Below are 14253 nucleotides of genomic sequence, written 5' to 3' on the forward strand. Positions count from 1 at the left end.
CTTTCTATCTATATACATAGGGAAAAAGGAGAGAATGATTCCCCCCTTTTTATCTGATCTTCTGTAAAGCTAAGTTTAGTTCTAATATATTCACACGTGGCTCACCAAATATTCCTAATTGACGACCATTTGTATGCCTTTCAATTAACGATACTAGTTTATCCTCAGATATACCTGTTGCCTTTGCAACCCTAGGTGCTTGCGCTTTTACTGCTTCAGGGGATAAATCTGGGTCAAATCCTGAACCAGAAGTTGTTACTAAATCGGCTGGAATCGTTTTCCCTAAGTGACTATTTTCATTTTTTAATTTATTTATTTTTTCTTTTGTTGCTTTAACATACTCTTTTGACGCAACTGCTGCATTTGTTGCAGCTGAAGCAGTAGGATTGTAGTTTGCAGCAGACGCTCTCGAATGAAACCATTCAGGTCCTTTAAATTCTTGAGCTAATAGTTTAGAGCCTGTAACTTTTCCATTCGTTTCTATTAAGCTACCATCTGCTTTTTTGGGAAAAATAGCTTGCGCAACCCCAGTTGTAGCTAAAGGATAGCCTAATCCACAAATTAATAACAATACGATAGATGCTCTGATTGCAATCATAACTGATTTCAAATTAATTCCTCCTTTTCCTATGAATTAAACAAAGTGCAAAGTAGATACAAGCATGTCGATTACTTTAATGCCAATGAACGGTGCTATAACTCCACCAAGTCCATAGATTAATAAGTTTTTAGTTAATAGCTTATTTGCATCCATTGGCTTATACTTCGCACCCTTCATCGCAACAGGAATGAGGAGAGGAATAATGATTGCATTAAATATTAATGCTGATAGGATTGCAGACTTCGGTGAATTCAATCCCATAATATTAAGATAATCTAATTGCGGAATTGCCATGATAAATAATGCTGGGATAATCGCGAAATACTTCGCAATATCATTTGCGATTGAAAATGTTGTTAATGAACCACGGGTAATTAATAACTGCTTACCGATTGCTATAACAGATAATAGTTTTGTAGGATCTGAGTCTAAGTCGATCATGTTTGCTGCCTCTTTTGCAGCCATTGTTCCCGAATTCATCGCTAAACCAACATCGGCTTGTGCTAATGCAGGCGCATCATTCGTTCCATCTCCAGTCATCGCAACCAATTTCCCTTCATTTTGTTCTTTTTTAATCGCAGCAATTTTATCCTCAGGTTTAGCTTCTGCAATAAATTCATCAACTCCTGCTTCTCTCGCAATTGTGGCAGCAGTTAAAGGATTATCCCCTGTACACATAACGGTTTTGATTCCCATTGCTCTTAATTCATCAAATCGCTCTTTTAATCCTGGTTTTACTGTATCTTTTAAATAAATCACACCGAAAATTTGATCATTTATTGTAACAGCAAGTGGTGTTCCCCCTGCATTTGCAACGAGATTTGCTTTTTCTTCAAGTTCTTTTGGAACTTTACCACCCTTAGCTAATACATATTTTTTAACTGAATCTACTGCACCTTTTCGAATCTCAGTTCCATCTTTTAAATTTAAACCTGACATTCTCGTTTCAGCAGTAAATTCAATTATTTCAGCATCCTTGTATTCATTTTCATCCCAAGTAATACCATTTTTGTGCGCCAATTCAACTACTGAACGTCCTTCTGGTGTTTCATCTTTTACTGAAGATTTTAAAGAAGCTAATGTTACCTCTTTTTCTGTTATACTGCCAACTGGAATGAATTCATTCGCCATTCGATTACCGAACGTAATCGTACCAGTCTTATCTAAAATCATTGTATCAATATCCCCAGCAGCTTCAACTGCTTTACCAGACATAGCTAAAACATTAAATTGTGTTACACGGTTCATCCCTGCAATTCCGATCGCTGAAAGTAATCCACCGATTGTTGTCGGGATTAAACAAACTAGTAAGGCAATTAAAGTTGCTACATCAATTGATACGTTTAAATAGTTTGCAATCGGAACAAGTGTCATAATGACGATTAAAAATACTAAAGTTAATACTGCTAATAAAGTAGTTAACGCAACTTCATTCGGAGTCTTTTGACGAGCAGCTCCTTCAACTAATGAAATCATACGGTCAATAAATGATTCACCAGGGTCAGTTAAAATTTTAACAATAATATAATCTGATACGACTCGAGTACCACCTGTTACAGATGAAAAATCTCCTCCAGCTTCTTTTATAACTGGTGCTGATTCACCTGTAATAGCTGATTCATCGATTGAAGCTAGACCTTCTATAATCTCACCATCAGAAGGAATGATTTCACCCGTATCTACTCGAACGATATCTCCTTTTCTTAAAGAAGTTGATGGTACTTCTATATAAGATCCGTCTTTCTGTCTTAACTTCGCACTTGTTTCTGATTTCGTTTTTCTTAATGTATCTGCTTGCGCTTTTCCACGTCCTTCTGCAAGTGCTTCTGCAAAGTTTGCAAATAGTACTGTAAATAATAAGATCAAAAATACTGCAATATTATACGTTCTTCCAACTGAACTAAATCCAAAAATATCTGGTTTAATTGAAAGAATGAATGTAATAAATGTACCAACTTCCACAATAAACATAACCGGATTTTTTATCATGACAAGTGGATTCAACTTTTTAAATGAATTGATGACTGCTTGCGTTTTTATTTCTTTTGAAATAGGCTTATTTTCGATAGCCATATGATCAATCTCCTCTTTCATTATTATTGCTACTATTTAAACATTCCTAAATGTTCAGCGATTGGTCCTAGTGCAAGTACTGGGAAAAACGTTAATGCACAGACGATTAAAATAATCGCGATTAAAATGACAGTAAATAACGGTGTATCTGTTCGGAATGTTCCAGACGTTGTTGCAACAATTTTCTTAGTAGAAAATGATCCTGCAATTGCTAACATAGCAATAATTGAAATATATCGACCAAACAACATAACTAATCCGATTACGATATTATAAAAATCCGTATTAGCTGTTAGTCCACCGAATGCTGATCCATTATTAGCAGCACCAGAAGTAATTCCATACAGTACTTCTGATAGACCATGGAACCCAGGATTTAATATAGAAGAAACTGGTCCTTTTAATGCTAATGCTAAGGCAGTTGGAACTAAGATAATTAAAGGATGAGTTAAAATAGCAATAGAAACTAATTTAATTTCTTTTGCTTCAATTTTCTTTCCTAAAAATTCAGGTGTTCTTCCTACCATTAGACCACAGATAAAAACAGTTAAGATGACATATAATAAACCGTTTAATAAACCTACGCCCTTTCCTCCGAAAACATTGTTTAACATCATTTCAGCAAGTGGAATCATACCACCTATTGGCGTTAATGAATCGTGCATGTTGTTAACAGAACCTGTTGTAGCAGCAGTCGTTACAGCTGTGAATAAAGCTGATTCTGAAATTCCAAAACGTACTTCTTTACCCTCCATATTTCCATGGATACCGATTGCTTGTAATGCAGGAGTACCATTATACTCTGCAACAAATACTGCCGTAAGAAGCCCTAAAAACAAAATACCCATTGCAGCAAATACTGTCCAACCTTGTCTTTTGTTTTTAACCATTACACCAAATGCATAAACCAATGAAGTTGGTAAAAGCATCATACATACAATGTGAACTAAATTTGATAAAGGTGTAGGGTTTTCAAAAGGATGGGCTGCATTTGTGCCAAAGTATCCTCCACCGTTTGTACCAATATGTTTTATAGCCTCTAGAGCAGCTACTGGCCCTCTTGTTATTACTTGTTTAAGTCCTTCGATTGTTGTTGCATCGACTGCACCTTTTAATGTTTGAGGTACTCCTTGAAACACTAAAAATAGTGCTACTATAAATGCTAAAGGTAAAAATACTCGAGTGATTGAACGAACTAAATTAACATAAAAGTTTCCTAGATTATCTTGACGTCCTACTAATCCCCTAATAAATGCAATTGCAACTGCAAAACCAGTTGCCGCTGAAGTAAACATTGGGAATGTAATGGCCATCATCTGTGAAAAATAGGATAGTGAATTTTCACCACTATATGCTTGCCAGTTTGTATTCGTAATAAAGGAAGTTGCTGTATTGAATGCCAAAGCTGATGGCATATTCCCTATATGATCTGGATTGTAAGGTAAATATTTTTGAAATCTAAAGATCGCATATAGAAGAATCATCATGACAAAATTACTTAGCAACATCGCTAAAACGTATTTTTTCCAACCCATTTTCTCATCTTCTCGTACACCGATTAAACGATAAATTAATCGTTCAATCGGTCCAAAAAACCGATCTAATCCGGTTTTTTCATTGTCATATACTTTAACAAGGTAGCTACCTACTGGTTTGACTAATAAAACGATAATTAGCAATGTAACGACTACCTGCAAAATTCCCATGGACATTTAATAATTCCTCCCACATGTTTAACTAATTACTAAAATTTCTCTGGCTTAATTAGAACAAAAACTAAATATAGAATTAGAACAATCCCTATTATTGCTGGAATGAGCATCTATATTTCCCCCTTACGCTTTTTCACAAAATATTGTAAATCCCCAAAATATTGCAAATACAATAACCAATAAAGCTACCATCGTATAATCATTTATCAAAGTAGTTCACCCTTTCTATCTCAAAAGCTAGCATAATATTTCATGCACATTTTCATTAGTAAATAGACTTTTTAAACTAGTTCACCTTTTCAAAAATACTGATTTAGAGAATTAAAAAAGACCAATGGATACTAATCTTCAAATTAATTAACTAAAACTTAATAAGAGGAACATACATTAAATAAATGTTGTCCTAATAAGTTCGTTAATTCAATTTCAGAAGAAAAGTACTCATTGGTCTACTTAACACCCAGCTAGCAGCTCGCTCTCTTTGTGTTCTGTCTCCCTGATCCTTTTTAATCTTTACCATAATTTTCCATTAATTTGCAAAATAAAAAGACCTACTCTATTGTTTGCTCAGGTAATTATTGCAAAAAGGCAATAAAAAACCCGCTCAAATTAGGCGGTCTATTGACCTCCCTCGCTTTAGCCTACGAAGTTAGCTGTCGGGTAGGATGGCGAAAGAGTATCTCATCCCTTCTACATTCATGTAAAATTAACCCCAAAAAATTGGTTCCTCCGCTTACGAATAATCGTAATTAAGCCGATCTTTATTTTGCTGATTTGATTATACGGCGATGATTTTTTCATGTAAAGAGTTTTTTTCAAAAAAATTCTTTGTAAAATTTTATTCCTTTACAATTAGAATTATCTCTGTATGATATACATATCAACAAATAAATTTGCTGTAATCGCTAAATCGTAAATTACGAGCGGGGGATCCATTCGTGCATTGCACATGGGGTGAATCCATTTATGGTAGGGCTACTTTTCAAGCCCGAATCCGTCAGCTAACCTCGCCAGCGTTTGAAGGGAGCAAAATTTTACCGAGTTATTACTATTTCAATATACTTTTACCATTGAAATAAATAGCTACGAGAAGATTGCTCTTCTTTTGGCTATTTTTTTGTTTTAATTAACAGTATGGGAGAGATATTAATGGCATCATCAAAAAAAAAACTAGAAATCGAATTAAGTGAGGCATTTATAAAATTTCAAAGAGAACTTATTGGTAGAGGTCCTCAAGAAGCGAAAACTTATATAGTTGAGGATATGATTATCCTTCGATTCAAAGGCGTTTTAACAACAGAAGAGAAACACTTAGTATCTCATAAAACAGGAAAAAGCCTTGTCAAAAAAATGCGCCAAGTTCTTAGAGAAATGTATAGTAAAGAATATGAAGAAATTATTGAAAAATATACTGGATGTAAGGTTTTATCTAGTCATAGTGATACTAGTACAAATACCGGGGAACGAATTGAAGTTTTTATAATGGAGCAAAATATTATTAAATTACTAGAAGCTAAGAACAGTTAAATGATTATATCTAAATATTATAATTAAGTAAGGAGTATGAAAAATGAATATCGCGTTTTTCTTTACCCCCAAAAATGAACTTGTCTATTTGAATATCAATTCAACAATGCGTCAAGCACTTGAAAAAATGGAGCACCATCGCTATACAGCTATACCTTTAGTCGATGATTATGGTAAATATGTAGGCACCCTCACTGAAGGTGATTTATTATGGAAATTAAAAAATACAGAAAATTTATCATTCTCAAATACACAAGAAATCGATTTAAAAGAAATTTCCCTACACAACTTTTATGAGCCTGTTTCAATTAATGCTCAAATAGAGGATTTATTTACAAGAGCTATTAATCAAAATTTTATTCCGGTTATTGATGATAAAGATGTGTTTATCGGAATGGTGAAGAGAAAAGAAATTATTGAGTATTGTAGTAAGAAATTATTAAATGAAGCTAAAAGTAACTAACCGCTAAATACAAAATTAGCGGTTAGTTTTTTTAAATTTATTCATAAATCAACTAATCTACAATTTTGTCCATCATAAAAGGATAATATAAATCATTATGTAATATTAATTAATAAAGAGAGATTTCCATAATACTAGAATTTTGAAAGTTGGTGACTATTTTAGTGAATGATAAAACTGTAAAAGCAACTCCTTCTACTTCTCTTTCAAAAGAAGAGATTCTTGAATTAGACCAAAAATATGTATGGCATCATATGTCTCCTCACAATCCAAATCCAATGGTTTTAGTTTCTGGAAAAAATAGTACAGTTACTGATATTGATGGTAAAAATTATTTAGACGGGATGTCTGGATTATGGTGTGTGAATGTAGGTTACGGTCGCGAGGAAATCGCCAAAGCTGCTGCCAAACAACTTCAAGCACTTCCCTATGTTCCAATGTCTCAAGGCAATGTTCCATCTATCTTATTAGCTGAAAAGTTAAATGAATGGCTCGGTGGAGACTATCGTATTTTTTATTCTAATTCTGGATCGGATGCAAATGAAGTAGCTTTTAAGATAGCTAGACAATACCACCAACAAAATGGTGAGCCCCTGCGTTATAAATTTATATCAAGATATCGTGCTTATCATGGTAACTCTATGGGCGCTTTAAGTGCGACAGGTCAGGCTAATCGAAAAGTTAAATATGAACCTCTTTCTTCAGGTTTCCAGCATGTCGCACCACCTTATTGTTATCGATGCCCATTTGGTAAAACTTATGGGGACTGTGGCATCCAATGTGCAAAAGCGATTGAGGATATTATTAATTATGAAGGTTGTGAAACGATTGCTGGAATCATTATGGAGCCGGTGATTACAGGTGGAGGAGTAATTGTACCACCTGCCGAATACTTAACAAAAGTTCGAGAAATTTGTGATAAATTTGGTATTTTACTAATTGTTGACGAAGTAATCTGTGGTTTTGGCCGCTCTGGAAAACAGTTTGGACATCAAAACTTCGGTATAAAACCTGATATTGTCACTATGGCAAAAGGAATGACGAGTGCTTATTCCCCACTTTCAGCAACTGCAGTAAGTAGTGATCTTTATGAAGTATTTAAACAACCAGGAACAGATAATCATTTTCGTCATGTTAATACATTCGGAGGAAATCCAGCTTCATGTGCAGTTGCACTTAAAAACTTAGAAATTATTGAAAGAGAAAATTTAATAGAGCGTGCTTCCTATTTAGGTAAAGAGCTCCGTAAAAGATTAGACGGTTTACTACTTTATAAAAATGTTGGAGATATTCGCAGTTTTGGGTTTATTGCAGGAATTGAGCTTGTTGAGGATAAAATGAGTAAAGAACCTGCTAGTCCAGAATTGGTATTAAAAATAATAACTGAATGTAAGGCGCAAGGATTAATAATCGGTCGAAATGGAGATACGGTACCAGGCTACAATAATATCCTTACATTGTCGCCTCCATTTACAACAACTGATGAAGAGCTTGACTTTATTGTAAGTACTTTAAACAAAGCATTCTCAAAACTATAATCGTGCGGGGGGATCTTCTTGTCTACACAAACTAATATAAAGGTATTAAAAAATTTTATAAATGGTGAATGGATTGAAGCTTCAACAAATGCCAAGACAATTCCAGTTCCTAATCCTGCTACTGAAGAAATATTAGCATTTGTACCTCTCTCAACTAAATCAGATTTAGATACCGCTGTAAAAGCAGCTAAAAAAGCTTTTATTTCATGGAGTAAAACCCCTGTTCCTAAAAGAGCAAGAATACTATTTTCATATCAACAATTACTAATTAAACATTGGGATGAACTTGCTAATTTAATAACAATTGAGAATGGTAAAAGCTATAATGAGGCATACGGAGAGGTTCAACGTGGAATTGAATGTGTAGAATTTGCTGCCGGCGCACCAACATTAATGATGGGTAAACAATTACCTGATATTGCTACAAATATTGAATCAGCAATGTATCGATATCCTGTTGGGGTAGTTGGAGGCATAACGCCTTTTAATTTTCCAATGATGGTACCTTGCTGGATGTTCCCATTAGCGATTGCATGCGGAAACACGTTTATCCTAAAGCCTTCAGAGCGTACTCCACTTCTTGCAAATCGTTTAGCAGAACTCTTTACCGAAGCAGGTCTACCAAAAGGTGTATTCAATATTGTTCATGGAGCACATGAAATTGTAAACGAATTACTTCAAAATAAAGATGTTCCTGCCATTTCATTTGTAGGCTCTCAACCAGTGGCGGAATATGTATATAAAACTGCCTCTGCAAATGGTAAGCGCGTTCAAGCTTTGGCAGGTGCTAAAAATCATAGTATCGTTTTACAAGATGCAAACTTAGAAGAATCGGTTAAACAAATCGTTACAGCTGCATACGGGTCTGCAGGTGAACGATGTATGGCCTGTTCAGTAGTAGTAGCAGTTGGCGACATTGCTGATCCTTTAATAGAGAAATTAAAAATAGAAGCAAGTAACATCACAATCGGAAATGGATTAGATGAAGATGTATTCCTAGGTCCTGTCATTCGCAAGGAACATCGTGAACGAACTGAACAATATATAGAAAGTGGAATACAAGAAGGTGCGACATTATTACGAGATGGACGAAATGATTTAATTAGAAAAGAAAAAGGCTACTTCATTGGACCTACAATCTTTGATAACGTGAAACCATCTATGAAAATCTGGAAGGAAGAAATTTTTGCCCCAGTTCTATCAATCGTTAGAGTTGATACATTAGAAGAAGCAATTGAGCTAACGAACAAATCAGATTTTGGTAATGGGGCTTGTATCTTTACAGACAGTGCATCAAGTATTCGATACTTCCGAGAGAACATTGAAGTAGGTATGCTAGGAGTTAACATTGGCGTTCCTGCACCAATGGCTTTCTTTCCATTCTCTGGTTGGAAAAACTCGTTCTATGGTGACCTACATGCCAATGGTGCAGATGGGGTTGAATTCTATACAAGGAAAAAAATGATTACGAGTAGATTAGAGTAAATAAATTTTGGCTTTTCCATTAGTTTAAGTAACTGACTAATGGGAGGCCTTTTTTAATAGAAAAAATCGCATATCCCGTTAGTAGTTACGGATGAGATGCGATTTTTCATTCATTATTGATTTGCCAGAAAGTATATCTTCATTTAATGCTGGACGTTCAGTTTTGCTTGATCATTGCAAATTCGTTCAAAAACTTACCAAGATTGCATCGTTATTAATTAAAAGTAGCAAAAGTAGCTAAAATTCAATTTTTTTAATTTTAGTTGAAATTCATCTATTTTTTTAATGATTTAGCTTATTGAAGACTCATTTTACTATCATTATTTGTAATTCTCGATTTATTTGCAATTCTCGAATTTTAATTGCGATTCGGCCTTTTTTATTTGCGATTCTCGGATTTTAATTGCGTTCGTCTATTATTATTTGCAATTCGCCCATTATAATTGCGATTCTATAATCCTCACAAATGAATCCCCAACTGCCTAACAATTAACATCCCAAAATATTTCCGTGTATCTGCATTCATTATGTGAAGAGTAACAAACTTCTCCTCTTCATCTTGATTTTCAAAGTTAACATAAGCTCCATCTAGCGTTTCTCTTACACTCTTAATCTTGTAGCCTTTCTTTACAAGGGAATCGATTTGATTTCTTTCGATTAAAAAGTCCTTGTATGTTGACATTTATTTACTCATTCCTTTCATTACAAATCTTTTCTTATAGACTAGTTTCACCATACTTTTTCCTCTTTAAGTACTCACCACTACCTGCATTACCTACAAATTGCTTCTCTCTAATGACAAATTCTCCACGAACTAAGACACTCACTGGCTCTCCAGTCACTTCCATCCCTTCGAATGCGTTATAGTCGACTGCCATGTGGTGGGTTTCAGATGAAATCGTTCGCTTACAATTCGGATCAAAAATAACTAAATCAGCATCTGAACCAACTGCTATTGTTCCTTTTTGAGGATATAAGCCAAATAGCTTTGCACTTCTAGTAGAAGAGATGTCAACAAATTGATTTAATGAGATTTTGCCTTTTTTTACACCTTCAGAGAATAATATACTTACTCGGTCTTCAATCATGGGTCCTCCGTTTGGAATTTTTGAAAAATCGTCGCGACCAAGATCCTTTTGTCCTTTAAAGTCAAATGAACATTGATCCGATCCTAAAGTTTGCAGATTACCATTTTTTAATGCATTCCATAGGACATCTTGGTTCCATTTTTCGCGGAGTGGTGGAGACCAAACATATTTTGCTCCTTCAAAGTCAGACTTTTCTAGCATAGACTGATCAAGTACTAAGTATTGTGGGCATGTTTCACCCCAAATATCAATTCCACTATTTCGGGCTTCCGTTATTTTTTCAACAGCCTCTGCACAAGTAACATGTACGACATATAATTGTGAATTTGCTAGACCAGTTAATGTAGCCGCTCTTCCGGTCGCTTCACCCTCTACTTCTGGCGGACGTGTCAATGCATGGTATATAGGCTCTGTTTTCCCTTCATCTAAAGCTTGATTGATTAAATGATCTACAACATCACCGTTTTCCGCATGCACCATTACTAGTGCCCCATATTCCTTTGCTGCTAATAAAGTACGATATAACGTCGCATCATCAGCTTGAAATACATTTTTATAAGCCATAAATACTTTAAATGATGTGATTCCCTCATTTTCTATTACTCTAGGTAACTCTTTTAATACCTCATCATTTATTTCGCCAATCATTAGGTGAAAGCTATAATCAATCACTGCTTTATTTTTGGATTTTTCATGCCATGTTTCAATCGCTTTTTGGAGCGGTTCTCCTTTATTCGTTAAACAAAAATCAATAATTGTTGTTGTCCCACCGAAGGCAGCGGCAATCGTTCCTGTTTCAAAATCATCTTTTGTGACGGTTCCACCAAACGGCATATCTAAATGTGTATGGGGGTCTACTCCACCTGGAAAAATATAATGACCTGAAGCATCTATCACTTCTGAATCTGTCTGATTTAAATTTAAACCAATTGCAGAAATTTTATCTTCTTCTATTAAAATATCAGCCTTATAAGTATCCGTTGCAGTGACAATTGTTCCATTTCGAATAATTTTCTTCATTTTCTTTTCCTCCCCCCCTTTAAAATTGAATATTGATTAGATCTTGCTAATGTCTTTAAAGCATGTTGACGATCATTCCAAGTCATCGAGGGCTGTCTACTTGGGACTTCTACCATGTTAATTGCATCGTCCACCGGACAAACAATTTTGCATAAATTACATCCTACGCAGTCTTCTTCCCGAACCTTTAAATATGATTTTCCATTTTCATCTATTCCCATATCAATACATTGATGAGATGTATCTTCACAAGCAATATGACATTTATTGCAGTTAATACATTCATCCGTATCAATTCTAGCAACTACCTGGTAATTTAAATCTAAATTTCCCCAATCTGAATATTTATGAACTGATTTACCGACTAGTTCTGTTACTGAGGAAAGTCCTTTTTCATCTAAATAATTCGTTAAACCATCGATCATGTCTTCAACAATACGGAATCCATGGTGCATTGCAGCTGTACAAACTTGAACGCCTGTCGCTCCCATTAATAAAAACTCTACTGCATTTTGCCAATTCGATATTCCCCCAATACCGGAAATTGGTACCGATATTCGTGGGTTACGTGCACATTCTGCCACCATATTTAATGCAATTGGTTTGACTGCTGGTCCACAATACCCACCATGTGCTCCTTTCCCAGCAACATGTGGTACTGTATTCCAGGAGTCTAAATCTACTCCCATTAAACTGTTAATTGTGTTAATCATACTGACTGCGTCAGCTCCACCTCGAACTGCCGCTTCAGCCGTTACAGTAATATCCGTAATGTTCGGAGTTAGTTTTACGATGACAGGTGTTTTCGCAACTTCCTTTACCCAAAAAGTTTGTTGCTCTACTAATTCAGGAACTTGACCGGATGCAGACCCCATTCCTCGTTCTGCCATTCCATGTGGGCAGCCGAAGTTGAGTTCTAAACCGTCAACACCAACGTCCTCTACCCTTTTTACTATTTCATGCCATTTATATTGTTGCGGTTCAACCATAAGTGAGGCGATAATCGCTCGGTCTGGAAATCTTTTTTTCGTTTCATAAATTTCTTTTAAATTTACTTCAAGCGGTCGATCAGATATGAGTTCGATATTATTAAATCCTGCAACTCTTTGTCCGTTAAAATTAATCGCTGCAAATCGTGAGGAAGTATTAATAATCGGTTCACCTAATGTTTTCCAAACTGCCCCTCCCCAGCCAGCCTCAAATGCACGTTGAACCTGATAACCTGAGTTTGTTGGAGGAGCAGAAGCTAGCCAAAACGGGTTAGGTGACTGAATACCTGCAAGATTAATTCGTAGATCTGCCATGCAAGAAAACCTCCTTTTAAGTGTTTAACTGCTTATGAATTGCATAAGCTACTTCTTTACCTTGCTGAGCTGCAGTCACTACCATCGCTTCACCTTGCCCTTTTCCAAAAATGACATCACCGCAAGCAAAAACTTTCGGATTAGACGTTTCGAAAGTTTCTTTATTGACCTTCACAACTCCGTCAGTGTGTTCTAATCCAAATTGTTCGATCAACTCTGTATAGCGAGTTTGCCCGATCGCCTTTATAATCCCATCAACTGGAATCGTGAAATTTGAATTTGGAATAAGTACTGGCCTACGGCGACCATCTTTTCCAACTTCACCTAGTTCTAATCGGACACATTCAAGTGCAATTACTTTTCCGTTTTCGCCAATTATTCGTATTGGTAATGTTAGCCATCGGAATTCCACACCATCTTGCTTCGCAAAATCATATTCAAATTGATAAGCGCTCATTTCCAATTGCGTTCTACGGTATAAAATTTTGACATTGCCAGCGCCTAGTCGAATCGAACATGTTGCAGCATCAATTGCTGTATTGCCCGCTCCTATTACAGCAACATTTTTACCGATAAAACGATTTGATAATTCTCCCGTTTTTGTCTCTTTTACAAAATCAATCGCATCGTATACCCCGTCCAAATCCTCTCCTTCTATATCAAGCATCGGTACTTTCCCCATACCGATTGCCAGAACGACTCTGTCATAGTCTTTTAATAATTCCTCTGAAGAAATATCCGAACCAATTCTTGTGTTCGTATGAATTTTCACATCTAAGTTTTCAATTTGTTGAACTTCCCAGTTTGATATACTCTTTGGTAACCTGAAAGAAACGATACCATATCGATTTAAACCTCCGGCATGATTTTCTGCTTCAAAAATTGTTACTTCATAGCCTAATAAAGCAAGTTCACGAGCTGCTGCTAAACCTGCAGGACCACTACCTACTATTGCAACCGTTTTTCCATTCTTTTTTTCAGCCTTAAATAATTGTTGATTATTTTTTATCGCCCAATCAGTTGCATACCGCTGTAAATTGCCAATCATAATCGGTTTTGTAGAAGATTTTAGTACACATGCACCTTCGCACAGTTCTTCTGTAGGACAAACCCTGGCACAGCTGGCTCCAATCGGATTAGATGACATAATCGTTTTGGCTGATCCTTTTAAATTACCTGAACCAATTTTCTTAATAAACGTAGGTATGTCAATCCCAGTTGGACAAGCTTTAATACATGGGGCATCATAGCAATAAAGACATCGATGTGCTTCTTCAACTGCTTCCCGTTCGGATAATCCAGGATGGACTTCTTCAAAGTTCTTCGATAAATCCTCTAATGAAACTCTATTCACTAACAACACCCTCCTATTAGGCTACAAAGTTACTTTTTAAGAAAGCTGCTTATTCAACTGTTTCAATGATTTTAATCGCATTCATTCC

At 35.6% G+C, this 14253-nt stretch carries 12 protein-coding genes and 2 riboswitches; of the genes, 4 read left to right on the plus strand and 8 right to left on the minus strand.

Translation table 11 applies throughout. The features are described from left to right. Positions 1-49: 49 nt before the first annotated feature. From kdpC to RAH41_RS22630, 4 genes are read right to left on the minus strand one after another with little or no spacing between them, the layout of a single operon-like run. Positions 50-610, minus strand: a complete 561-nt coding sequence (kdpC, locus tag RAH41_RS13750; protein ID WP_331223176.1) for a potassium-transporting ATPase subunit KdpC — start codon at positions 608-610, stop codon at positions 50-52. A gap of 24 nt (positions 611-634) precedes the next feature. Continuing rightward, positions 635-2674: a potassium-transporting ATPase subunit KdpB gene (gene kdpB, locus RAH41_RS13755; protein WP_331223177.1), complete on the minus strand. Its 2040-nt coding sequence runs from the start codon at positions 2672-2674 to the stop codon at positions 635-637. A gap of 32 nt (positions 2675-2706) precedes the next feature. After that, positions 2707-4380 carry a potassium-transporting ATPase subunit KdpA gene (gene kdpA / locus RAH41_RS13760; protein WP_331223407.1) on the minus strand — a complete coding sequence of 558 codons (1674 nt, stop codon included), beginning with the start codon at positions 4378-4380 and terminating at the stop codon, positions 2707-2709. Positions 4381-4418: 38 nt separating this feature from the next. Next, positions 4419-4496 carry a potassium-transporting ATPase subunit F gene (locus RAH41_RS22630; RefSeq protein WP_088012318.1) on the minus strand — a complete coding sequence of 26 codons (78 nt, stop codon included), beginning with the start codon at positions 4494-4496 and terminating at the stop codon, positions 4419-4421. Between the two features lie 513 nt (positions 4497-5009). Beyond that, a riboswitch (cyclic di-AMP (ydaO/yuaA leader) is annotated at positions 5010-5152 on the minus strand. Between the two features lie 127 nt (positions 5153-5279). Continuing rightward, a riboswitch (cyclic di-AMP (ydaO/yuaA leader) is annotated at positions 5280-5418 on the plus strand. A 117-nt stretch (positions 5419-5535) separates the two neighbouring features. On the opposite strand from RAH41_RS22630, the gene RAH41_RS13765 reads away from it, so the two are divergent. The 4 genes from RAH41_RS13765 (at position 5536) to RAH41_RS13780 (ending at position 9399) form a co-directional block, all read left to right on the plus strand. Then, positions 5536-5913 (plus strand): DUF2294 domain-containing protein, encoded by a 378-nt coding sequence (locus RAH41_RS13765; RefSeq protein WP_331223179.1) that lies wholly within the window; start codon positions 5536-5538, stop codon positions 5911-5913. Positions 5914-5956: 43 nt separating this feature from the next. Further along, positions 5957-6376 (plus strand): CBS domain-containing protein, encoded by a 420-nt coding sequence (locus tag RAH41_RS13770; protein ID WP_331223181.1) that lies wholly within the window; start codon positions 5957-5959, stop codon positions 6374-6376. 164 nt (positions 6377-6540) lie between these two features. Further along, a complete protein-coding gene (locus RAH41_RS13775) occupies positions 6541-7914 on the plus strand; it encodes an aspartate aminotransferase family protein (RefSeq protein ID WP_331223183.1) in 1374 nt (457 codons plus the stop codon). A gap of 18 nt (positions 7915-7932) precedes the next feature. Beyond that, a complete protein-coding gene (locus tag RAH41_RS13780; RefSeq protein ID WP_331223185.1) occupies positions 7933-9399 on the plus strand; it encodes a CoA-acylating methylmalonate-semialdehyde dehydrogenase in 1467 nt (488 codons plus the stop codon). Between the two features lie 460 nt (positions 9400-9859). On the opposite strand, the gene RAH41_RS13785 is transcribed toward RAH41_RS13780, so the two are convergent. Genes RAH41_RS13785 through RAH41_RS13800 form a run of 4 tightly spaced genes read right to left on the minus strand, consistent with a single transcriptional unit; the run spans position 9860 to position 14165 of the window. Beyond that, a complete protein-coding gene (locus RAH41_RS13785; protein WP_331223187.1) occupies positions 9860-10081 on the minus strand; it encodes a hypothetical protein in 222 nt (73 codons plus the stop codon). A 34-nt stretch (positions 10082-10115) separates the two neighbouring features. Next, positions 10116-11507 carry a dihydropyrimidinase gene (hydA, locus tag RAH41_RS13790; protein ID WP_331223189.1) on the minus strand — a complete coding sequence of 464 codons (1392 nt, stop codon included), beginning with the start codon at positions 11505-11507 and terminating at the stop codon, positions 10116-10118. Beyond that, a complete protein-coding gene (gene preA / locus RAH41_RS13795) occupies positions 11504-12811 on the minus strand; it encodes an NAD-dependent dihydropyrimidine dehydrogenase subunit PreA (RefSeq protein ID WP_331223191.1) in 1308 nt (435 codons plus the stop codon). Before preA ends, hydA begins: the two co-directional genes overlap by 4 nt. 16 nt (positions 12812-12827) lie before the next feature. After that, positions 12828-14165, minus strand: a complete 1338-nt coding sequence (locus RAH41_RS13800; protein ID WP_419471604.1) for an NAD(P)-dependent oxidoreductase — start codon at positions 14163-14165, stop codon at positions 12828-12830. Between the last annotated feature and the right edge of the window lie 88 nt (positions 14166-14253).

Source organism: Gottfriedia acidiceleris (assembly GCF_036421055.1).
GTDB lineage: Bacteria > Bacillota > Bacilli > Bacillales > Bacillaceae_G > Gottfriedia > Gottfriedia acidiceleris_C.

What these genes read in the sequence shown, in the direction of transcription:
- hydA (WP_331223189.1), bottom strand. Translation starts at nt 11,507, where the DNA reads ATGAAGAAAATTATTCGAAATGGAACAATTGTCACTGCAACGGATACT.
- kdpA (WP_331223407.1), bottom strand. Translation starts at nt 4,380, where the DNA reads ATGGGAATTTTGCAGGTAGTCGTTACATTGCTAATTATCGTTTTATTA.
- RAH41_RS13765 (WP_331223179.1), top strand. Translation starts at nt 5,536, where the DNA reads ATGGCATCATCAAAAAAAAAACTAGAAATCGAATTAAGTGAGGCATTT.
- RAH41_RS22630 (WP_088012318.1), bottom strand. Translation starts at nt 4,496, where the DNA reads ATGCTCATTCCAGCAATAATAGGGATTGTTCTAATTCTATATTTAGTT.
- preA (WP_331223191.1), bottom strand. Translation starts at nt 12,811, where the DNA reads ATGGCAGATCTACGAATTAATCTTGCAGGTATTCAGTCACCTAACCCG.
- kdpB (WP_331223177.1), bottom strand. Translation starts at nt 2,674, where the DNA reads ATGGCTATCGAAAATAAGCCTATTTCAAAAGAAATAAAAACGCAAGCA.
- RAH41_RS13785 (WP_331223187.1), bottom strand. Translation starts at nt 10,081, where the DNA reads ATGTCAACATACAAGGACTTTTTAATCGAAAGAAATCAAATCGATTCC.
- RAH41_RS13770 (WP_331223181.1), top strand. Translation starts at nt 5,957, where the DNA reads ATGAATATCGCGTTTTTCTTTACCCCCAAAAATGAACTTGTCTATTTG.